This is a genomic window from Kitasatospora sp. NPDC088160, from assembly GCF_044741445.1.
GTDB lineage: Bacteria > Actinomycetota > Actinomycetes > Streptomycetales > Streptomycetaceae > Kitasatospora.
Map to the genome: position 1 here is coordinate 175,712 of NZ_JBIUSS010000020.1, position 19,968 is coordinate 195,679.

The window sequence follows — 19,968 nt, forward strand, 5'->3', positions numbered from 1 at the left end:
CCCGCTCTTGCCCGCGCGTGAACTCCCACCGCCGGGCGGCAACCGCACCCGTCCGGATGGTGACGTCCCCGGCCCCGTCGGGGACGTCACCATCCGAAGACGTCGGTGAGGGCCGCACCGCAACGGCAACCCGACACCCCGCCGGGTGCCGGACACGGCCGGCGTCCCCACCGGGCCGCCGCCCGGGGCAGGTGTCCGCAGGCGCGCCCGGGCGGGAGAGCATGCGGCACCGTCCCGTACTTCATTTGCGCGACCGTCCAGACCCCGGCCCGGACCGTCCGCGGCAACACGCCTGCGGCTCTGCAGGCGAGCATCGGAGCGTCTACCGGCGACGTCCGGCAGCGATGACCGGCTGCCGGTGCCCGCGATGCCGCCGGGTTCCAGCAGCGCCTGCCGGCAGTCGCCGACGAGGTGTCGGCGACAGCGGATACGGTACGCCGTCGTGAACGCCGCTGGTCTTGACTACCGTGCCCGGACGCAGCAGTGCGGCTGCATCCCACCGCAGCCGCGTACCGGCTCCTGGAGCGGTGAACCTCCGTTCTGAAATCCGCACCTCCGGGGTCTTGTCGGCGCCGGACGGCCACCCTGATCGGCCGGCGCACCCACGGCGCCCACCGGCGCAAGCCCCGGCTGCCTCGGCGAGCCTTGCCAGGCAGAAGCGGAAAGTCGTGGACCGCCTGGGCGAGGGCGTGATCCACTTCGCGCATGAGCTTGTTGGTGGATGTGTTCACCGTCGACGGGAGCGGTGAGTTCCGCTTCCTCGACGTTCCCGAAGGGGCGTCAGACCTTGCCGGCTTCGAGAGCTGGCGTACGACGGTCTGGGGATCGGAGGCCGTCTGCTCGCTCGGCGCACGGTTCTTCCCTCAGCTGGCCGGGGACGCCCTCCGGGTTGCCCCAGAAGACGTCCCGGAGTTCATCAGGGAAGTTCTCCTGCTCCAGAACAACGTCGAATCCATCAGCGCCCGCATGGACTCACCCAAGCCCGCCGCCCGGCGCACCAGCGAGATCGCCGATCGTCTGAACAACATCCTCGACGCTGCTCAGCGAGCCTTGCAGGTCCACGGCGGAGTGCAGATTTGGTAGCAGACGCGCACCGGCGCTGTGACGGAGCCGCTCACTCACCGCGGCTGACCACCGAAGGCGGACCAGAACCTGAGAAGCGACAGTGCCCGGCTACGGACCATGACGACGATGCCCGATTGCGGTGATGCGCCGGGCCCAGCAAGCTACTGGATGCTCCACCGGTGCGGATGGACGGGTTCGTCGGGGCAGAAGAAGACGTTGAGCTCACCCCAGCGGCCCACCGTGACCGCGGTGGGAGTGGCGTGTGGGTTCGGAGGGAAACCCTGCTCCTCCAGCGGCCTCCAACTGCCGCTGCCGCCGTCCCATTCCGAGCTGTCTATGGTCAGCAGCAGCTGCATCGGCGTCCCGCAGGCCAGACAGTCCATGGCGTATGGGTCGGTCAAATGCCAGGAGGCGTAGCCGCCGACGCGCCAGCCTGGCGGGATGGACAGGTCGTACTGGTAGAGGACCGGCTCTGCCATGTTCTCGTCCGGCGACCGCCCGGCCTCCGCCTCAAGGGCTTCCTCCCGGGCGTTGATCCGGGCGCACAGGTCCTCGGGCAGGAGACCGGCGAACGGGTAGGTGACCACCTGCTCCGGATGCAACACGCAGGGCTCGGGAACGAACCCGTCGGACTCGACGACCTGAGGCTGCGGTGGCGCGCTCAGCACCTCACCGACCTCCCACGACCGCAGCCAGCGCAGGTCCAGCTTCAGGTCGTAGCGGCCCGGGCCGTGTGTGTGGAAGGGGCACCAGAACACCTGGAGCAGATCGCAGTCGTCCGGTCCCGCCGGCAGGTCGGGTACATCCCGCCGGTACAACTGCGCAAGGCCGATCAGAGGCAGCGGACCCGTCCCGGACGCCCCAGGAACCCGGAGATTTTGATGCAGCTCTTCGAAGAGCTCCCGATCCTCGTCCGTGAGGCCCGTACCCGGCTCGCGGGCCCCGGCGCAGGCCAGAGCCTGCCGGTACCTGTGAGTGGCGGCGAGCCGTCGGCCACGCCAGCGGGCATGGGCCTCGCCGCACACCGGCCACGGTTCATCCGCCGGCCACAACATCGGACCGCCCACGGAACTGGCCGTCACCCCCGGGCTTCCCGGCCGCGGATGGAGCCGGGTGGTCGTCCCCCGGTGCGCGGCCAGTTCCGGAAAGAGCGCCTCGACATCGAGAGGGCGCGGCGGAGTGGTCCTCGTCATGGTGCGACTTTAGACACCCGGCAGGCTCGGCCATCGAGCACCCCAGCAGCGGTTCCTTCGCCAGAGCCTGCTGCCTCCCGAAGCAGAGCACAGCTGCGGTCCGCTCGTTCTCGCGGCAGAGCCAACACGGCAGACCACCGGTCCGGGGCGGGCCCGTTCCGGCCGGGGATGATACTCCTTGGACAGGGCAACGCCGTTGCCCGACAGGCCGATTGCGCATCGCCGACCAAGGCTGTCCCGCCGTCACCACCGGAGAACGCCGTGTCCCGCGACCCCTACCAGCACCTGTACGAGGACAGTGAGATCTTCGCGCTGCACCTCGTCCGCCGGGCCGCAGACCCGACGATCACCGCCGACACCGAGCACGCCCTGCGCGACCTGGTACACCGCCACCAGCCCCTGACCGGGCAGGACGCCGCGATCGCCGTCACCGGTGCCCTCGCCCGCCTGGCCTACACGGCGCTGCGCGCGGCTTCCTCGCGTCACCACCCCCTGGCCGCCCGGCTCCTCGACGGCCCGCGGACACTGACTCCCGCCCAGACCCGTGAGATCGCCACCGTCCTCGACCGGCTGGACGCCGACCTGCTGAGCGGCGACGCCACCGCGCTCGGGCACTGCTTCGTCGAACTCACCCGCCTCGCCCTGGCCGAGCAACTGCCCGGCGGCCGCCCCCTGCACGAGAGCGCCGCCGACCCCCTCGGCTACGCCTTCGCCTCCACGCCCGTGCCCGCCGACGCTCTCCTGCCCCTCGTCGTCCGCGCCGCCCACCTCACCCTCACCTGCCTGTGCCACCTGCTCGGCGCCGACACCGCCACCGCCCACACCGCCACCGCGTACGGCGCGCTGGAGCAGGTCCTGGACGGCTTCGAGCTCTACAAGATCACGCAGCAGGCGGCCGGCGCCGACGCGTCGTAGCCGGGCGACCCAGGCCGTGTGACGGTTCGTCAATCACCGGCCTGTACAAGGTGTGGAACGACGTCCACATCCGATCGGCCGATGGCGGTCTGGCGCTGCCGGGTAGCGTGATCGCCATCAGCATCCGCCGGAGGGGGGAAGGATGTCATGGCGCACAACGCCGTACCGGCACCGCGGAGCAGCGCGCCCCGCGGTGCCCTGACATGCTGCTGCACGCACCCTCCCGGCCGAACGGCACGCACACCCGGCCGCGCCGCCTACCCCGGCGGTGAGCCGCTCTGCCAGCACCCTGGCGGGTCCGTGCGACCGGTCCAGCCCCGGCATCCGCGGCTTCGGACCGCATCACCCATTCTCCTGACCGCGTCGGGCAGTGCTCCCCAACTGCCGACCTCGGCGCCCCCAACGGTCAGCCGCCCCCGCCTGCCCCGCCAGGCCAAGTGCCCGCGCCCTGCGCGGGGACTGCGTCGAACCCATCAGGCCCGCCCCCGCGGGCCGAGCCCCGAAGGATCGTTCAGATGACCACCACGGCCTACGTCTCCCGACCCGCCCTGGTCCTCGGCGAGTACACCGTCGACGCCTACCGGATCCGGGACGACATCCTCGCCTTCAACCCTGACCACCCCAAGCGCGAAGCCATCCGCAAAGCCCTCACCAACCTCCCCGGCACCCGCCGCTACCTGCGCCCCTACGAGGAGATAGTCGCCGAGCGCACAACCGTCCAACGCAAAGACGACGTCTTCGAGGCCATCCTCGAAGCCGCGCGAAAGGCCGTGATCGCAGCCACGGAGGATGTCGGAGTCGCCCTCGCCGACATCGACTGCCTCGTCGTCTCCAGCTCCACCGGTGACCGCGTGCCCGGCCTCGGTGTCCATCTGTGCAACGCGCTGGGCCTGCGTCCCGACATCCGGATCCGCAGTATGACCCAGGCCGCGTGTGCGGGGGGTGCCCTGGCGCTCATCTGCGCGGAGGAGCACCTCGCCCGGTATCCCGACCACACGGTCGTGGTGGTCACCGGCGAATTCCTGTCCGCCCTCTACCAGCGCTCCGCGCTCTCACTTGAGGACCAGATCTACAAGGCGCTGTGGGGCGACCTGGCGGCGGCCGCCGTTGTCGCGGCCCGGCCGCTGGGACGGTCCCCTTCGCTGCGGATCGATCACACCAAGGAGTTCACGATCCCCGACACCGTGGAGCGCTACAGGAAGGTGACGGACGAGCGCGGTGACCACTTCGCCTCCACCCGGGCTTCGCTGCGCTCGGTCGCGGACCTGGCCCCCGAACTGCTGAAGTGGCTGGACAAGCACGCGCGGGGCCCCCTGGGCTTCGGCATCCTGCACCCCGGGGGCCCCGCCATCCTGGCCAAGCTGGCGAAAGTCCTCGACGTCGACGACCAGTTCGTCAAACACTCACGAGACGTGCTGGAGCAGGAGGGCAATCTCGGCGGACCGACCATCTTCTCGGTCCTGGACCGCACCCACCGCACCCCGCCCCGGTACGGCCAGCAGGGCCTGGTGTTCGGCCTGGGCCCCGGGGTCACGTTCGCCTCGCTCCTGGTGACCTGGACCGACCCGCACGCCTGACCCCACAGACCGGGCGCCCCGCCCGGCCGGCCTCCGGCCTCCTACCCTGCGGCAACCGCAGCACAGCCCGCACCGGGGGAGAAAACCGGCACGGGCACCGCCCCGCGGACGGTCCGCGCCGGCGGGCGCCAGGAGGATCCGGCCGGGCGGGGCCGGCGCACCAGCACCGGCGAAGCGGGGCACAGGGCCTCGAACCCGGCCCGCCCGTAGAGGCGGGCGAGACGCTCGTCGGCGGCCACCGCCACCAGAGCGACCCCATTGCCGTCAGCCCATTCGAGGACCGCGCGCACCAGATCGCGAGTCGCCTGACCGTCGCGCCCGCCCGCCAGCGACCCCACCTCCGCCCACGGCCCGTCCCCCCGCAACACCCGCACGGCACGGCGCAGCCGCACCCCCGCCCGGGCGGCCGGGACGAGGGAGACGAACTGCCACAACAGGAGCACCGCTACCAGGGCCACAGCCACCGCCATCCCGTACCAGCGGCCCACGGCCCCGGCGGCGGCGGTGCCGGCCACCGCCCCCACCACAGCGGCCGGGGCGAACACCGCGAAGAACGCGGCCACGGCGGCGGGCAGGAGCACCACCGTCTCCAGGACCCGGCGCCCCCAGGGCCGCGGCTGGCACAGCACGAGGGTGGCCGGGCCCTGGGACAGCACCCGGCCCGTGCAGCGCTGGATGCCAGCCTCGACCAGCCAGAACGGGGCGAACAGGGCGCGCAGCCACCCGGGGTGCGCCGCGGCGGGCGCGAAGGCCTGCGCGAGGACGCCGGCGAGCTCCGGCAGACGACGCCAGGGCGCGCGCAGGTCCGCCGGCGGGCGCGGTGCCCTCACGCCACCGCGCCGGGCCGGCGCCGCCGCGGCGGTAGAGCCCATCACCGCACACCCGGGCCGGTACGCGCGGCGGACCAGGTGGCCTGGGTAAGGCGGGCGGCCTGGGAGGAGGCGTGCTGCAGGTGCCCGCGGGCGGTGCCGATGACCATGCCGGGAGCGGCCGTGGGATCCCCGACGGCGGCGTTGATCGCCGACGTCGCCGAGCGCACGTGGTGCACGATGTTGGCCTCCACCAGCTGACGGCCCCCGCCCTGCGCCACACCGGGCCGACCAGCCTGGTACATCGCCCAGACCTGCTCAGGGGGGAGCGCGCCCGGCGATGCGGTGCCTCTGCGGTGGGCGTCCCACACCACCAGTGCCGGGTCGATGGTGCCCCGGGTGCTGACCGCGTCCCGGATGGTGGTGAACAGTTCGGCCCGGCCCGGCTGGGTGAAGTCACCGGCGCGCAGCCACCGGCCGACCTGCTCCATCTGGCCGGGGTCGCGCATCAGGGAGCCGAGCACGGCGTCCTCGGTGGAGGCCATCTCCGCGCGAGGGGAGGTCTGCGGAGGCAGGGCCGCGCCGACCGCTTCGCCGCGCCCCACCGCCTGCTCCCAGCGATCCTCCAGCCGCTGGAGCGTGCCGAGCATGCTGTTGATCTCCATCTCGGCGGCTGGGGCGCCCGGCGCCTGCAGGGTGCTCTCGATGCGCCAGGACCCTTCGGCGACCTGCTGCTGGATGCTCGTCTGCAGGACCCGCTGGCCGAGCTGGGCGGCGTGCTCGGGGTGCGGGACCTGGTGGGTGGTGGTGAGGGCCAGGATCTGCTGGGCGACGGCCGGCCAGACCGTGTGAGGGACCGTCCAGCGCTCCTCGGCCGCCTTGTACTGGAGCTGCTCGTACAGCATCCGGCCGAGCACCTGCTGACGCTCGGCGGGGGAGCTGCGGACGGTGGCGGCAGGATGGGCGTACAGGCGGTCCTGGACCAGGGCCCTGTACATCTGGCCCATCCACGGGTCGGTGAAGTCCTCCGCCCTGAGCCAGCCGCGCAGCCGTTCGCCCTCCTCGGGCCGGGCCAGGACGGCGGCCAGCACCGCCCGTTCGGCGAACTCCCCCCGCTGCCCGACCGTGCGCTCCAGGCTCGCCTGGGCGACCACCCGGCCGTAGTGGGCGGCATGGGCGGCGTTGGGCACGTTGTCGGGCAGCGGCAGAGCGGCGACGTAGTCGGCGACCTGGCGCCAGGTCGCGTCGGACACCTGCCAGCCGTCGGCCGAGGCCCTCACGTACAAGTCCTCCACCACCAGGCGCCCGAGCACCTGGGCGCGCTGCCCCGGCGCAGCGGCCAGGACCGCCGGATGGGCGTAGAGATGGCCGTCCACCAGCACGCGGTAGATCTCCCGGCGCCAAGGGTCCGCGAAGTCCTCGGCCCGCAGCCAGGCGCGCACCTCCAGCGCCCGGCGAGGATCCTGCAGGACGGATCCGAGAACGGCCGCCTCGGCGTACGCCTCCGCCGGGGTGCTCACTCCTGCTCCGCCGTGCCGGGGCCTGGCTGGGTGAAGACGGCCTGCTGGGACAGAGCCCAGCGGCGGGCCTCTTCGTCCAGGGCCGCGACCGCCGCCTCCTCCAGCGGCTCCCACCACGCCTCACCCGCGCGCCACCACCGCTCGACGAAGCGCACGGGAGCCCCGGGGAAGTCGCCCAGCAGCACCGCTTCGCCCGCCTGCAGGTGCTGGCGCATCGCCTCGATACTGACCGGCCCGCAGCGCAGCCGTTCCGCGCGGGCGGTGGCGAAGTCCGCCAAGGAGGACAACTGCCCGTCGCTCAAAGCCATGACGCCCCTCCCTCCCCATCGTCAAATCCCCGCAGCCCGCCCGCTGCACGGCTCGCCGAAACGGGCACACGGGCAGGGCCCTGCCTCGCCATGAAAGGCCCGCACGGGGCGTACCGGGCAGCCCGCCCGGCGCCCGATCCCGCCAGGAGGAATCCGTGGCCGCACACATCCCGCCCGGCGGGACACACCGCCCGGCAGGCTGTGCCACGGCCCTGCGGCCGGGCACTGTGGCCAGGGCCCGGCCCACCCGGACCGGCCATCCGGGACGGCGAGCTCCCCCCATGCCTGCTCGCCGTCCCGCCCATCCGCCGGCCGAACCAGGAGATCCGTTGGAGCGCGACGAGGTAAGCGACGAAGAGTGGGATCAGGCGATGGGCCGCGAGTGCGAGGACGTCCTCGGCCCTGACGACGACGGCTACGAGCGCCGGGCGACCTGACCCGATTCCCACCTCACGGTGGACGGCGGCCGCAGCCCCCGTCCGGACCAGGACACAAACGCCAGCCCACCGATGACGACGCCAGAGGTCCACGGCGCAACCGCCGGCCGGAACCAGCACGGCCGCTCGCCCACCGGGCAAGGCGCCGCCCTGGACGAGACGGACCGGTGGACTGCGACCTGCAGCATCCAGCGGGAACCGGACCTGTCCACGCTGCCCGAGACCGACCCGCGGGCCCCACGCGAGGCTGCCGTCACCGCGCACGGCTACGCGGAGACCGGCCAGGACCCCAACCGGACCTGCTCCGGCGCACCGACCGCCACCGGCGGGCGCTGGACCGGCCCGGAACCCACAACCCGACGAGACCCACACCCCGCCGGAGTCGACCTCGTCGCCCACGACGCCTTCGTCCACGCGGACGCAACACCAGCCGACGTGTCCGTCAGCGCGCCCGGCCACCGCAGTTCGAGAGCTTCACCACCGAGGGCACACCACCCGCCCGCCACCACCGGCATCCCCAGCGCGGTCGTGCGCGAGCAGCCCGCCGCACCGCCCGCCACCCCGTAGCCGGACAAGGAGAACGCCCGCAGTGCACCCCCACTGGTGGACGCAACGGGACCGGTGGGGCCACTCGCCATGGCTGCGCATCCCCCACACCGAGCGCACCGTCGACGAGGACGACCCCATCGCCCGCCTGATCGACGACGAGTTCACCGCTGTCGGCCCGTCCTGGCAGGTCGGGCACACCCTCTACACCCTCGTCGACCACGACGCCCTCGGCACCCGCGCACTGTACGCCCTGCGCTCCTCCGGCACCCTGCACCGCCTGCTCGAGGAACTCCACCCGGACCACCTCTACGGCGCCTGGCTGCTCCTCACCTCCCCGACGGCACCGGCCGAACCGCTCGGCCAGCTCGCCTTCGAGTACCTCCTGGAACAGAACTACACCACGGCGGCGCCCCTGGAGACCCTGGAGGGGATCGAACGGCGCCGCTACCTCCAGGCCCGCGAGCTCAACACCTGGGCCCGCGAGCAGGGCATCGCCCCCGCCCCGGCCGCCGCCCCGGACCAGGGCGTGCCCGACAGCCTGCGCCTGGAGCCCTACACCGCCCAGGAACAGGCCGCCGTCCGACGGTGGCTGCACGCCCTGGAACGCGAACTCGATCTGCCCGCCGCCCCCGAACCACCCGCGCCCCGGCCCGCCGACCCGGCCCTGGAAGACGCCTTCCACCCCCAGCCCCCCGCCGGATGGACCCCCGAACCGCCCGGCACCGCAGACGAGTTCGACGCCTGGCCGGACACCGCGCCGCGCCCCCACCACCACCGCAGCGACGGCGACCTCGCCCGGGCGCTGCTGCGCGCCCAATGGCAGATGTGGCAGGCACACCAGCGTGCCTGCGCCGCGCCCTCCACCGCCGGCATCCTGCGCGTGGACGCCCTGTTCGGCCAAGGGCCGCAGTCCAAGGCCCTGCGCAGGCGCCGCAACCGGCTGACCGCCGCCGCCCAGTGGATGCGGTGGGCCCAGGACGCCGACGCCCACAGCACCCAGCTCGCCCAGGACGAGGCCCGCCACCAGGAGCAGGCGGCTGCCCTCGACGCCCAGGCGCTGCGTCCCTGGTGGAGCGCCGCCGTACGCGGGCAGTGGCCGCCGGCGCGCCGACGCCGGCTGCACCAGCGCGCCGAGGCAGAGCGGGCCCGCGCTCTGGCCCTGGGGACCCTGGCCAGGAGATACGGGGACGACGCGCGCCACTACCTGGACGACGCCCGCCGGGCCGCGCCCGACTCCCGCGACCCGCTCGGTGACGCGGACCTCCTCGAGGAGGCGCTGCCCCGGCTGCGGGAGGAAGCGGTGGCAGCCGACTGCCTGTCCGTGCCGCAGCGCTTCGACGCGCTCCAGCGGGAGGCGCAGTCGGCGCGGAGCCTGTGGCAATGGCACTGGTGCGGCGCCTTCCACATCCGGCAGGAGATACGCGAGCGCGCCCGTGCCGCCGAGCGCCGTCCGATGCCCGCGGGGGAGGAGTCCGCGGCGCTGGCCGTGGAAGACCTTCGGTACCGCGAGCGGCCACTGAGGCCCGGTCAGGGATCCGCCACGCCGCCCGAACGCGGCGACCCGCAGTGAGGGCCGCTCCCATCCTCGCGCGGCCAGGTGCAGACGGTGACCCGTCAGGCGGCAGAGAGCTCGAAGACCAGCTCGTACATGGACCGCTTCTCGGCGCTGCTCATCTCCAGTACTGCGGCGACCCGCTCCAGCAGCACCTGGGAGGGGCGGGGCACGTTGCCCCGCTCGAAGTCGCCGTAGTGACGCCCCGACACCCCCACCATCGCGGCGAGCTTCTCCTGCGAGACCTCGATGCGCCCCCGGCAGCTCGCGAGCAGCCCGCGCAGGTCATCGGGGACAGTGGCGGGCAGGTCGTTCACGGACATGGTCGGCAGCCTCCTCGTGATGGTCGCCCGCACCACCAGGCACCCGGCGCCGCTTGGACACATCCCGGGCTCCGGCGGCGGTCAGCGTCGTACTGCCGGGCGGATCACCTTGAACATAATCAAAGTTCGCGAGGGCACATACTGCACGAGCGCACCACGGCGGCGGCCGAGACCTCACCCAGCGCACACCGGAGCGCGACACGCCGTCACAAGTGCGCCGGTTGCGCGCCCCTACGAGGCGCCCAGGAGGCGATCGAGCGCGGCGACCTTCTCGTCGTCCATGACCGCCAGCCGCCGCAGCACCTTCCGGACCTCGCTGCGCGCCAGCGCGGCCGTCAGCTGGCGCTGCTCCGCCGGCTCCAGCGCCGGGCCGGGGAAGAAGTAGTCGGGGGAGACCTCGAAGTACTCCGCGAGTGCCACCAGGGTCATCATGCGCGGGTTGTCCGTACGCCCGGTGCGCAGCCGGTACAGCGTGTTCTCGTCGACCCGGCGCGCACTGGCGGCACTGGCGATCGCCGTAGCGACGTCGGCGTCGGACGGGGGCCGCTGCCCGGCGGAGGTCCTGTCCAGCCGCAGAAGCTGGATCTTGTCGGCCAGGGTGAACCCGGGCATGTCATCAGCGCTACTCACAGTCGCTCCCCCTCTAGGCAGTCGCCTCGACTTGTCACAGCAAATCCGGCAGCGTGTCCACGCGCGTCGGCGGCGCCGCATACCGTGTGGTCAACGTCCCGCCCGTTTCCTATGATCCACCTGCAGATCCTGAATCCGTTCAGACCTCCGGCCCCGTCAGGGCCCGGCGTCCGGCGTCCAGGACATCGCAGAACACCACGACGCGCCAGCGACGGGGTGCCATTCCTCGGGGGAGGTCAGCTTGCCCACGATCGGATTCGCCACCAGTGTGCCTCAAGCGGAGCTCAGCTTCGTAGATGAATCCGCCGGCGCCGACGCGGACCGGCCACTTCACGGCGTCCTCGTCCTGCCGCAGGACACAGAGACGCCAGCCGAACTGATCCGCCATCACCTGGTCGTCGTCCAGGCCGCAGACCCGCGACTGAGCGAACCCGCCCGGCTGGCCCCCTTCCTGACCCACCTCGCACGCTCCCAGGCAACGGGACTGGCCGTAGCCCACCCACCCGGCGCCCAGGTGGCCGCTCACCTGCGCGCCCCGGCGAACCGGCACGGCCTGCCGCTGCTCGGCATCAGCGACGACCCCGCGGCCTGGTTCCTGCTGCACCGCGCGGTCCTCGAGCAGCACCACAGCACCCTCACCCGCTCCGCTGCACTCCACCGGGAGCTCCTGGAACAGACGCACCACCTCGGCCGGCCGGACGGCACCCAGCGCCTGGTGGCCTGGCTCGCCTCCTTCACCTGCGCCCATGTCACCGTGACCTTCCCCCAGGGGTTGACCGTGACGTCCCCCGACAACGCCGTGGAGGTGGTGCGCCCGGCCGACCGGAAGATCGCCGAACTCGCGCGCGGGGGCATCAGGTCGGCCGCACTCGACATCGCCGGCCGGCAGATCCGGCTGTTCACGATCGGAGAGGCCAGCCCCGCCCCCGTGCTCGCCGTCGCCGCTCCGGCCTTCAGCCCCGAGACCAGCACCGCCATCGCACGGACCCTGGACCTCCTGGCCCTCCAGAGCGCCGTCGAGGACGCCGCCCGAGGGCGCGAACGCCTCAGACGCGGTGAGGAATCGGTGCGCGAGGCCGTGCTGCAACTGCTGATGACGGGCCATGTGACCGATGCGCAGCGCTGCGCCGTCGGCCTGTCCCCGGGAGTCCTCGATACCGAAGAATGCCGCGTCTTCGTCCTCAAGGCGCCACACGCCGACCGCAAGACGGTCATCCGGCAATGCCAGGAGGCCGTCGACGGCAGCGCGCTCGTCAGCGGCTGCCCCGCCTTCCCCGACGAGGTGATCGTCGTCGTCCCGCACTGCGGCGTCGAGAGCGAGGTCGTGCAGGGCCTCACCGCCGTCACCGAGGACGCCCCGCACCGCTACCTCGGGGGCAGCAGCACCCACCGGCTGGCCGAGACCGCGCAGGCCTATGTGGACGCCAGCCGTGCCCTGGCCGTCGCCCGCCGCATTCCCGGCCGGATCCACCTGTACGTCACTGAGGTCCAGCTCGCCCATGTCCTCGACAGCCGAGCCGACGCCTGGGCCCAGGCCCATCTGGCCCCGCTCCTGGGCCTGCCCGAAGACCGCCGGGAGCAGATCCTCGCCACCCTGCGCCTGGGGCTGGTCTTCACCCCGGCCGCCGCCGCCAGGATCATCGGGACCCACCGCAACACCGTCGCCCGCCGTCTCGGCGAGGCGGCCACGCTTCTGCAGAGCGACTTCCAGGACCTGGTGCAGCGGGCCGTCCTCGGACTCGCGCTCGAAGTGCGCGCCCGCGGCGGGCACCGGGCCCAGACGGACACCGAGTCCGTGGGGATCAGACAGCTCCTAGACAGCGACCAAGTCCGCCAGTGGGCCGAGAACTTCCTCGAGCCGCTCGAGGACGACCGGCGGCCGCTGAGCAAGACGCTGATCACCTGGATCGGCGCCAACACCCGTGTCGACGACACGGCCTCGGCGCTCAGCATGAACCCGGCCACCGTCCGTTCGCACCTGCGGCGCACCGAGCGCCTGCTGCAACGCCGGCTGGTCACCGGCACCTCGTACGACGTGGAAGACGAGGCGAACATCTCCGGCTCCCACGACGTCGTCCTGGCACTGGCGGTCCTGTGCGACGCGATACTCCAGATCTGACTGGAACATGACCTCTTATGGGGTGTCCGCGCCGGTCGGGAACCTAGAGTCCCCGGGCGCGCGCCGACGGTAGCACCGTGGTGCGCTCGTGCCGGTTCATGGCCCCACGGTGGTGCGCCTGTTCAGTACCCCGGACTCCGGGGGCCGCCTACGTTCCCCTTTAACCGTACGTCGTCGGGCGGCGAACAGTTCAGTGACCGTTCAGCCCGAAGGCCGGGGGCCGGGACCCGAGCAGCCCTGCGCACTGAACCCCGCCGCCCACGTCAGCGGCACCGTGGACCTGAAGGGGAGGACACTGTGAGACCTGACGTCGTCATCGTCATGGGCACCGGGACGGTAGCGCGGCACGTTGCCGACCGCCTGGCCGAGGCCGGCTTCACGATCGGCACACCCGCCGGCACCGACGGCACGCTACCGCCGTCCGACAGCAGCCACGTGCTCGTGACCGCGTTCTCTGCCATGGAACCGAGCCAGCACCTCTTCGAGGAAACCCGCCGCGTCCTCGCCGCGATGCCGCCCGGCAGCTGGTGGCTCGACATGACCTGCCGTCCGCCCACGGCGGACGACGACGACCTGAGGGCTTCTTCGGCGGACACCGCCCGGGTGACCCGCCTGCCCGTTCCGGTCACTGAAATCCGAGGCCTGCTCGTGGCCAGCCCACCCGCCGTCCTGGACCTGCGTAGCCGTGAAGTGTGCGACGCCGTCCTGACCGCCGCAGACCTCGTCATCATTCCCGCGCACACCGCTGCGGTCCCGATCGCCTCGCTCGAACTTGGGCTGGCCGAGCCCCCCACCCGCCCGCACGGGCTGTGACCGCTCCCGCCCCGCCGCTGCCCCGCAGCCCATCACGCCGTGCCGGCCAGGCCGCCCTGCATTCGGACGCTTCGCGTCCGGGGCGAGTGGCCGACGGCCTGGGCCAGGGGAGCCGGGGGCGGGCGGCACACACCGCAACGCGCCTACGGCGCCCGGCGTTTCCCGAAACACGTGAACCGCCTTGGCCACCGGCCCGCCACACCCCGACCACATCGGCATCGTTCGGTATCCCAGGGGGGGCGATGCCTTGCGCAGAAGTCGTCTGTACAGGTCAGAGCCTCAGTAGCTTGGCGAAGCGCCCGGCTTCCCGCCGCCCAACCCGCCAGGGACCCCGCGCCCACAGGCGTCCGCTGGTCAGGGTGAGGTGCCCGGGGCGGGCGTGGAAGGCGCGAGGCGGGGCGGGACTGCTACAGGGCCGCCCCGGCGAGGCCGAGGCCGGGGGCGTCGTCGCGGGGCCGGACACCGAGCAGAGGGGCGGCGGCGTCGGCGAGCCGCTCGTCTTCCGCAGGGTGGGTCCAGCGCAGTACCCGCACGGTGCACGCCGCGTGGTGGCCGCCGCCGAGGGCGTAGCCGGGGGCGAGCATCGCCGACAGCGAGGTGTCGCGGTGGGGGACGTCGCCGGGGGCGAGCGGGGCGACCGGGGCGGGGCAGAGGGGGGCTTGCAGGAAACTCCATCGCTGCAGCTCAGTTGGGGTCCTGGGAGACGGTCGGGAACGTGTGAGCACACCCCTGGGAACGCGTGCGGACATGACGCGGGAAGCCTTGCACGTCTGCTCGGCCACGTCGTCCACGGACCGCCCCGCGACAACTACAAGGGCCACCGCGTCCGTCTTGAAACCCTCAGCGTGGGGGCGCTGCCCGGCCAGCGGGAGAGTGTCGACCGCCTCGCCGCATCCCTGGGAAGCGCCGACCCTGCCTTCGACCCCGGTTCTACAACTACGGGATACAGGCCGAGTCTCCCGACGGCATCCACCTGCGCGCCTTCACCATCACGCCCTGGCCACGGACGCGCCACCACCCGGTCGAGCGCAGCCACACTGCGCACCTCATCCTGCGGCAGAGCACAGTTCCCGTACGGGAGGCCGAAGTCGTGGCGACAGGCCTGTCCGCGCGGATCGAGAGCCGACCGCTGGACGCGGCGGCCCGGGCCGTACCTCCCACCGGGCACGGCCGCTCCGTCCGCGCGGTCACCTACCGGTCTGGGGCCGGTCGGCCGTCACCGTGTAGAGGCCGCGCCCGGGCCGCTGCGTGCGGCCGTCCTTGGCGAGGCGTTCCAGCCTGGTGCGGATCGCGTTGATGTTCCCCTCGGAGGTATCCAGTCCCAGCAGGTCAGTCACCTCGCGGGCGCGCAGCGGTTTCCCCGCCCGGGACAGCACCTCCAGGACGCGGTTCGCGTCTGTCACCTGCCGTCGGCGGCCCGCCGCCTGCGCGGCCGCCTTGACGGGGGGCTTGTCACCGGCCGGTGCCGCTGCTGCCCGTGCCGCCTTCTTGGCCGTGGACGTTCGCTTCGCCGCGGCCTTGGGCTCGGTCTCCTTCGCCGCCGCCTTTCGGGGGGCCTTCCTCGTCACGGGGACCGAGGCCCGCTCCTGCCGCTCGGGCGCGGAGGCGGCCGTCTTCGCGGTGCCCGCCCTCGCAGCGGAAGCCTTCTTCGCCTTCTTCGCGGCTGTCTTCCTCCCAGCCCTGGCCGCCGAAGCGGCAGGCCCGCTCTGCGGGGGCGCGGCCTGCCGGTCGATCGACTCGGCCGCCGTAACGGATTCCTGCACAGCCCCGACGGTCGGGGGCGGGGTCAACTCGCCGCCGCGGGAGAGCAGCCGCAGTCCTTCGAGCGCTTTGGTGATGGCGTCCTGCTCCGCTGTGGCGGCGGCCAGTTCCGCCTGCGCCCGGCGGATTCGGTCCTGCACGGCGGGCTGCCGCACTTCCAGCAGAGCGATTGTTGATGCCACACCGCTGTCCGTACAGAAGGTGCTTCCGCTTCCCACAACCACTCCCATGCCTCATCGGTCACCAGATGTCACAGTGAATCTATGGCCCACGGGGCGGGCCGGACGGGGATTGGAGGAATTGTGCACCACACGGAGTACACACCTCCGCGGGGAGACGTGGGTTCGCCCTGTGGCCGGCCGACGCTGTACGGCGCGGTGCGCCCATGCCCGCAGCCGTGCGCGCGTCCCTGGGGGCTGTGGGTATGCGCGTGTGGCGACCAGGAGATCTCCTCGCCGGCCTCGGACGCGGGCCCGGCCCGACAGCCCCGAATCCATTCTCGAGCCTGCCCCGTCCGCAGACGCACGTCGTCGTCGGCCGCGAGACCCGGTTCAAGGGCGACCCGGCCACCAGCCGCCCGGCCTTCAACTTCGTGCACGCCTCCGCCCCGCGCCGCAAATGGTGCGGATCGCCGCCGCCGTTCCCGAAGACCTGTCTCACCCCGAGCCGTAGGAACCGGGCCGCGCGCGTCCCCCCCGCTACGCTGCCCCCTGGCGCCCGCCGGACCCGAGACGCACACTCCGGGCCATCACCGGCGGGCGCCGTCGGACAGTGAGACCGGCGAAAGGAGCCGACAGTGGCCGGCCGCGAGCGCGAGCACGTCCTACAGCTGCAAGAGGCCCTCGCCGTACTGGGAGCCCACTGGCGACCCGACCAGATCGCCGACGACGCGACCCGCGCGGTGATGCTGGCCACCGCCCTGCTCGGCGCGGCCGAAGCCCACCTGGTCGGTGCCGAGATGGACGCCGAACAGGCCGGCGCCGACATCGAAGCGCTGCGCACCGCCTACAGCCCGGTCCGCGACGAGGTCGTGGCCGCCGCCGTGCCCGCCGCCACCGATACCGGCCGGCTACTGCTGGTGCTGCGCCTCGGGCTACTGGTGACGGACCTGAGCCGGGCGGCCGGGCCGGACGAGCAGGCCCCGGACATCGAAGCCCTGGCTGCCGCACGCGACCTGGTCAGCGCCGCGACCGCGATGGTCACCCACCACTACGCCCCATCGTTCGACGTCGAGTCCGGCATTCCGCCAGCGGATGAGTCCCTGGGACTGGCGTTCGCGATGCTCATGCAGGCCGCCGGCCGGTTCCGCCGGATCGCCAAACTGCCGCCGGAGAGCACCGACAACGGCGAGAACGAAGACTGACAAGTGCTGCCTGGTTGTCGGCGCGGCTGCGGTGACGTCGATGACGGCCGGGTCTGTGCAGTCACCGTAACCGCGCACTGCCCGGCCACAACGCGGTGTTGACGTGGGCGCAGGGATGGTTGTGGTGGGCGGCCCGGCTGCTGTCCGTCGTTGCGTGTGTGGGGCGGAGTCCCCGTTGGGGCGGGGTTCAGCGGCGTCGCTGGTGGGGGCGTCTGGCGAGGTGGGGGCGGGTGCTGGCGCGTGGGACGGTGTGGCACAGCTGGCCGTTCTGGGCCTGGCAGTGGGGGCAGGGGCGGGTCATCGCGGCGAGGTAGTCGTCCTGCTCTTCCAGACCGAGGTTCCACAGGCGGGCGACATGGGCGACTCCGGCGATCCGACGTGTCGACGCCAGGCTGCGGCAGGCCCGGCCCGCGCGTGCCTCGCACAGCCAGCACGCACGGTCGCAGACCGGGCAGCCCGTATCGGTCCGCAGCATGGCGCAGCACATGATCTCGTGCGTGCCGGGGCCCAGGGCGCCGACACGGAGTTCGGCGGGCCCGGGCCGGTCGACATGGTCGTCCCACCACGGGGCGTCGTGGTCGTAGCGGCCGTCCCATGGCGTCCCGGCGGTCGGCGCGAGGTGATGGGCGGGTCGGGCCGGGGGATCGCTGCGGGCTGCGCCGTGTCGCACTGGGTGGACCTTGCTGCGGTTGCCGCACATGGTTCCGGGCCGGGCCCTGCACTGGGGGCACTGCACTGCCAGTGCAGGTTCCTGCTGGGCATTGGTCATGGAGCGGTTCCTTCCCTGCGTTGTTCGGCCGTCCGCCGGCCTCATGGTGAGGGCGTGATGTCGGCGGGCTGCCAGACGGTGGTGATCTGCCGGCAGGCGGTGTGGAAGTCTGTGCAGGTCGGAGGTCTGTGAGTGACTGGAGTGACCGGGGTCGGAGGGCGGGTCCGTGTTGTCCACGCAGGCCCTTGGCGCCATGGTGTCCCAGGCCGGCCCGTCATCGCGTCCGGGTTGTGTTGTCGGTCGGTGTCGCCGCTTCGCCGCCTGCTGTCGCCGCCTTGCTTCGCGGTGATCGGCTGACAGTCCATTGGCGGGTTATCGGGTTGTGGGTGCGGTCAGGGGCTTGGGGAAGCGGGGCCCCGCCGGGGTGGGGTGCTGGGGCGGCCTTGGGGTGCGGTGTCGGTGAGGTGGCGGTGGGCGGCGGCGTGGAGATGTCCGGCGGCGTGGCGCAGGTGGTGGCAGGCCATGGCGGCAGAGAAGGCGCTGGTGTGGGGGCGGAGCCATCGTTCGGCGGCGTGGACGTGGGCGAGGGCGGCGATCAGGGCGTGGTGGGCGGGCCGCATGGAGGGGATGTCGGCGACCTCGCCCACGGTCCGGGTGAGGATGACGGCGAGGTCTTCGGTGTCGGGCCATGCTCCGTCGGTGAAGTCGTGGCCCCACAAGGAGAGTCGGGCCGCGCATATCCCGACCCAGGCGTCCAGCCGGTCTTCCCAGGACGAGGGACTTGCGGGTGAGGACGGTTCCGGAATGATCGGCACCCGAACATGATCCGTCCACGGGACACGGTCGCGTGGCCGTTTCACGGAAACCTGTTGACGACCTGTTGTGCAACCCCGCCTGTTCCGCCCGCCTGAACCTCGTCCGCACCGCCACCCTGGAGACCTGGCCCGGGTAGGTGAACTCCAGGTCGCACCCGAGGCAAGTGTGTTGCGAAAATCGCAACTCGACGGTACGGTCGCAGCATGGATGTCGAACTGATTGAGCGCGTTCGCCACGTCATCAGCACGGCGGGTGAGAGCCAGGCCGTCGTGGCTGCGCGCATCGGGATCTCTCCGGACAAGCTGTCGAAATCCCTCAAGGGCGCGCGGAGGTTTACGTCACTCGAGCTGGCACTGATCGCCGAGCGCGGAGGGAAAACCGTCGACTGGCTTCTCCGTGGCGTCGAGCCGCGTACGGTGGCGGGAACAGCCGCTCGGAAGGCCGCCGAGCTCGATCACAACACCGCTGACGTGCGTACCACTCTCAGTCGATACGAGCGGGTCATCGACGCTCTGCACGGCATCGGATACACGTTGCCACTTTCACCGCTTCCCGAGTCGAGCCAGATCGGTACCGGTGTTGAACGTGGCAACGACCTGGCCCGTACAGCGACCAAGGCTCTCCCGTGCGAGCCGTGGGGTCGTTCCACCCGGGAACTAGCGGCAGACTGCGAGCTGGCCTTTGGCGTGGTGATCGCCACCACCGCATTGCCTGGCAAGCTGGACGGCCTGTCGTGGTCTACCGAGCTGTTCCACCTGATCCTCGTCGCACAGACCCAGATGTGGACCCGTCAGCGATTCACACTCGCGCACGAGCTCGGGCACATCCTCGCCCGCGATGCCTACGGCGACGCCGTCGTGGAGAAAATCCAGCCCGGCCGGACCTCCGACGCCAAGGAAGTGCAAGCGAACGCTTTCGCCGCAGAGTTCCTCATGCCAAGAGAAGCCATCCTGTCCGAAGCCGGCGCTTCGCCCGAGCGGGTCGATGTCCAACGGATGGCTTGGCATTTCAAGGTCTCTCCGAGCGCAATGGCCGCACGGCTGAAGGTGCTCGGGCTGCTCACCACAGCTCAACTGCGAGAGTGGGCCGCGACATCAACGGCTGACTGCGTGCACACCATCGATACATTTGATCAGAATATGCTCAATGCCGAAGCGAGCAACGGTGGTTGGCATCCACGAGCGCTGACTCGCCTGGCACTGACGGCATATTCTCGGGGCGACACCACCGCCCGACCGCTGGCAGCCCTTCTCGGCCTCGACCCGGACGAGCTGCTGGACATCCTCGAACCCGCTCCGCCCGAGCCAGCGCAGACGTCGCCGATGCCGTCCGGTTCCGGAACGGAGATCGCGTTCAACCCATGAGCACCTTCTGCTTCCCCGACACCACCATGATCTGCAGCTACGGATCGGTCGGCAGGATCGACCTCCTGGAGATCTACTACGGCTACGCCGAGGTCCGGATCAACACCGGGCGGGACGGCAGCATCAACCTCAGCCGGTAGATCCC

20 protein-coding genes are annotated in these 19,968 nt (G+C 72.1%); 10 read left to right on the forward strand and 10 right to left on the reverse strand.

What is annotated here, in order from left to right; genetic code table 11:
- Positions 1 to 705: 705 nt before the first annotated feature.
- Positions 706 to 1,083, forward strand: coding sequence for a hypothetical protein (locus tag ACIOGZ_RS29070; protein ID WP_363631634.1), 378 nt, complete (start codon positions 706 to 708; stop codon positions 1,081 to 1,083).
- Between the two features lie 143 nt (positions 1,084 to 1,226).
- Here the strand turns inward: ACIOGZ_RS29070 and ACIOGZ_RS29075 are convergent, their stop codons facing one another.
- Positions 1,227 to 2,258, reverse strand: coding sequence for a hypothetical protein (locus ACIOGZ_RS29075; RefSeq protein ID WP_363631635.1), 1,032 nt, complete (start codon positions 2,256 to 2,258; stop codon positions 1,227 to 1,229).
- A 261-nt stretch (positions 2,259 to 2,519) separates the two neighbouring features.
- Here ACIOGZ_RS29075 and ACIOGZ_RS29080 point away from each other — a divergent pair, with 261 nt between their 5' ends.
- Positions 2,520 to 3,173 (forward strand): hypothetical protein, encoded by a 654-nt coding sequence (locus ACIOGZ_RS29080; RefSeq protein WP_400988131.1) that lies wholly within the window; start codon positions 2,520 to 2,522, stop codon positions 3,171 to 3,173.
- Between the two features lie 515 nt (positions 3,174 to 3,688).
- Positions 3,689 to 4,750 carry a hypothetical protein gene (locus tag ACIOGZ_RS29085; RefSeq protein WP_363631638.1) on the forward strand — a complete coding sequence of 354 codons (1,062 nt, stop codon included), beginning with the start codon at positions 3,689 to 3,691 and terminating at the stop codon, positions 4,748 to 4,750.
- Positions 4,751 to 4,791: 41 nt separating this feature from the next.
- Here the strand turns inward: ACIOGZ_RS29085 and ACIOGZ_RS29090 are convergent, their stop codons facing one another.
- From ACIOGZ_RS29090 to ACIOGZ_RS29100, 3 genes are read right to left on the reverse strand one after another with little or no spacing between them, the layout of a single operon-like run.
- Positions 4,792 to 5,580, reverse strand: a complete 789-nt coding sequence (locus ACIOGZ_RS29090; protein WP_400988133.1) for a hypothetical protein — start codon at positions 5,578 to 5,580, stop codon at positions 4,792 to 4,794.
- Positions 5,581 to 5,621: 41 nt separating this feature from the next.
- Complete coding sequence (locus tag ACIOGZ_RS29095) at positions 5,622 to 7,079, reverse strand: DnaB-like helicase N-terminal domain-containing protein (RefSeq protein WP_400988135.1); 1,458 nt, start codon at positions 7,077 to 7,079, stop codon at positions 5,622 to 5,624.
- Positions 7,076 to 7,387, reverse strand: coding sequence for a hypothetical protein (locus ACIOGZ_RS29100; RefSeq protein ID WP_363631642.1), 312 nt, complete (start codon positions 7,385 to 7,387; stop codon positions 7,076 to 7,078). Before ACIOGZ_RS29100 ends, ACIOGZ_RS29095 begins: the two co-directional genes overlap by 4 nt.
- Positions 7,388 to 7,896: 509 nt before the next feature.
- Between ACIOGZ_RS29100 and ACIOGZ_RS29105 the strand changes: the two genes are divergently transcribed.
- Both ACIOGZ_RS29105 and ACIOGZ_RS29110 read left to right on the forward strand, forming a co-directional pair.
- Positions 7,897 to 8,391: a hypothetical protein gene (locus tag ACIOGZ_RS29105; RefSeq protein WP_363631644.1), complete on the forward strand. Its 495-nt coding sequence runs from the start codon at positions 7,897 to 7,899 to the stop codon at positions 8,389 to 8,391.
- Positions 8,392 to 8,413: 22 nt separating this feature from the next.
- Positions 8,414 to 9,943: a hypothetical protein gene (locus tag ACIOGZ_RS29110; RefSeq protein ID WP_400988137.1), complete on the forward strand. Its 1,530-nt coding sequence runs from the start codon at positions 8,414 to 8,416 to the stop codon at positions 9,941 to 9,943.
- 44 nt (positions 9,944 to 9,987) lie between these two features.
- Here the strand turns inward: ACIOGZ_RS29110 and ACIOGZ_RS29115 are convergent, their stop codons facing one another.
- Complete coding sequence (locus ACIOGZ_RS29115; RefSeq protein ID WP_363631648.1) at positions 9,988 to 10,248, reverse strand: helix-turn-helix transcriptional regulator; 261 nt, start codon at positions 10,246 to 10,248, stop codon at positions 9,988 to 9,990.
- 231 nt (positions 10,249 to 10,479) lie between these two features.
- Positions 10,480 to 10,878 carry a hypothetical protein gene (locus tag ACIOGZ_RS29120; RefSeq protein WP_363631649.1) on the reverse strand — a complete coding sequence of 133 codons (399 nt, stop codon included), beginning with the start codon at positions 10,876 to 10,878 and terminating at the stop codon, positions 10,480 to 10,482.
- Positions 10,879 to 11,119: 241 nt separating this feature from the next.
- Here ACIOGZ_RS29120 and ACIOGZ_RS29125 point away from each other — a divergent pair, with 241 nt between their 5' ends.
- Both ACIOGZ_RS29125 and ACIOGZ_RS29130 read left to right on the forward strand, forming a co-directional pair.
- Positions 11,120 to 12,997: a helix-turn-helix domain-containing protein gene (locus tag ACIOGZ_RS29125; RefSeq protein ID WP_363631651.1), complete on the forward strand. Its 1,878-nt coding sequence runs from the start codon at positions 11,120 to 11,122 to the stop codon at positions 12,995 to 12,997.
- Between the two features lie 321 nt (positions 12,998 to 13,318).
- Positions 13,319 to 13,810, forward strand: a complete 492-nt coding sequence (locus ACIOGZ_RS29130; RefSeq protein ID WP_363631652.1) for a hypothetical protein — start codon at positions 13,319 to 13,321, stop codon at positions 13,808 to 13,810.
- Positions 13,811 to 14,217: 407 nt separating this feature from the next.
- On the opposite strand, the gene ACIOGZ_RS29135 is transcribed toward ACIOGZ_RS29130, so the two are convergent.
- Positions 14,218 to 14,394 (reverse strand): hypothetical protein, encoded by a 177-nt coding sequence (locus ACIOGZ_RS29135; RefSeq protein ID WP_400988140.1) that lies wholly within the window; start codon positions 14,392 to 14,394, stop codon positions 14,218 to 14,220.
- 603 nt (positions 14,395 to 14,997) lie between these two features.
- The gene (locus ACIOGZ_RS29140; RefSeq protein WP_400988142.1) at positions 14,998 to 15,753 is read right to left on the reverse strand and encodes a hypothetical protein; all 756 of its coding nucleotides are present in this window, start codon (positions 15,751 to 15,753) and stop codon (positions 14,998 to 15,000) included.
- Between the two features lie 614 nt (positions 15,754 to 16,367).
- Between ACIOGZ_RS29140 and ACIOGZ_RS29145 the strand changes: the two genes are divergently transcribed.
- A complete protein-coding gene (locus ACIOGZ_RS29145) occupies positions 16,368 to 16,934 on the forward strand; it encodes a hypothetical protein (RefSeq protein ID WP_400988144.1) in 567 nt (188 codons plus the stop codon).
- 187 nt (positions 16,935 to 17,121) lie between these two features.
- Here ACIOGZ_RS29145 and ACIOGZ_RS29150 read toward each other — a convergent pair whose 3' ends face one another.
- Both ACIOGZ_RS29150 and ACIOGZ_RS29155 read right to left on the reverse strand, forming a co-directional pair.
- A complete protein-coding gene (locus ACIOGZ_RS29150; protein ID WP_400988145.1) occupies positions 17,122 to 17,604 on the reverse strand; it encodes a hypothetical protein in 483 nt (160 codons plus the stop codon).
- Positions 17,605 to 18,035: 431 nt separating this feature from the next.
- Positions 18,036 to 18,458, reverse strand: a complete 423-nt coding sequence (locus tag ACIOGZ_RS29155) for a hypothetical protein (protein ID WP_400988147.1) — start codon at positions 18,456 to 18,458, stop codon at positions 18,036 to 18,038.
- Positions 18,459 to 18,662: 204 nt separating this feature from the next.
- On the opposite strand from ACIOGZ_RS29155, the gene ACIOGZ_RS29160 reads away from it, so the two are divergent.
- Positions 18,663 to 19,823, forward strand: a complete 1,161-nt coding sequence (locus ACIOGZ_RS29160; RefSeq protein ID WP_400988149.1) for a helix-turn-helix domain-containing protein — start codon at positions 18,663 to 18,665, stop codon at positions 19,821 to 19,823.
- The gene (locus ACIOGZ_RS29165) at positions 19,820 to 19,963 is read left to right on the forward strand and encodes a hypothetical protein (RefSeq protein WP_363631664.1); all 144 of its coding nucleotides are present in this window, start codon (positions 19,820 to 19,822) and stop codon (positions 19,961 to 19,963) included. Before ACIOGZ_RS29160 ends, ACIOGZ_RS29165 begins: the two co-directional genes overlap by 4 nt.
- Positions 19,964 to 19,968 lie beyond the last annotated feature (5 nt).

Coding starts and splice junctions, on each gene's coding strand:
- ACIOGZ_RS29070 (WP_363631634.1), top strand. CDS start 706: ATGAGCTTGTTGGTGGATGTGTTCACCGTCGACGGGAGCGGTGAGTTC.
- ACIOGZ_RS29075 (WP_363631635.1), bottom strand. CDS start 2,258: ATGACGAGGACCACTCCGCCGCGCCCTCTCGATGTCGAGGCGCTCTTT.
- ACIOGZ_RS29085 (WP_363631638.1), top strand. CDS start 3,689: ATGACCACCACGGCCTACGTCTCCCGACCCGCCCTGGTCCTCGGCGAG.
- ACIOGZ_RS29100 (WP_363631642.1), bottom strand. CDS start 7,387: ATGGCTTTGAGCGACGGGCAGTTGTCCTCCTTGGCGGACTTCGCCACC.
- ACIOGZ_RS29105 (WP_363631644.1), top strand. CDS start 7,897: ATGACGACGCCAGAGGTCCACGGCGCAACCGCCGGCCGGAACCAGCAC.
- ACIOGZ_RS29115 (WP_363631648.1), bottom strand. CDS start 10,248: ATGTCCGTGAACGACCTGCCCGCCACTGTCCCCGATGACCTGCGCGGG.
- ACIOGZ_RS29130 (WP_363631652.1), top strand. CDS start 13,319: ATGGGCACCGGGACGGTAGCGCGGCACGTTGCCGACCGCCTGGCCGAG.
- ACIOGZ_RS29135 (WP_400988140.1), bottom strand. CDS start 14,394: ATGCTCGCCCCCGGCTACGCCCTCGGCGGCGGCCACCACGCGGCGTGC.
- ACIOGZ_RS29160 (WP_400988149.1), top strand. CDS start 18,663: ATGGATGTCGAACTGATTGAGCGCGTTCGCCACGTCATCAGCACGGCG.
- ACIOGZ_RS29165 (WP_363631664.1), top strand. CDS start 19,820: ATGAGCACCTTCTGCTTCCCCGACACCACCATGATCTGCAGCTACGGA.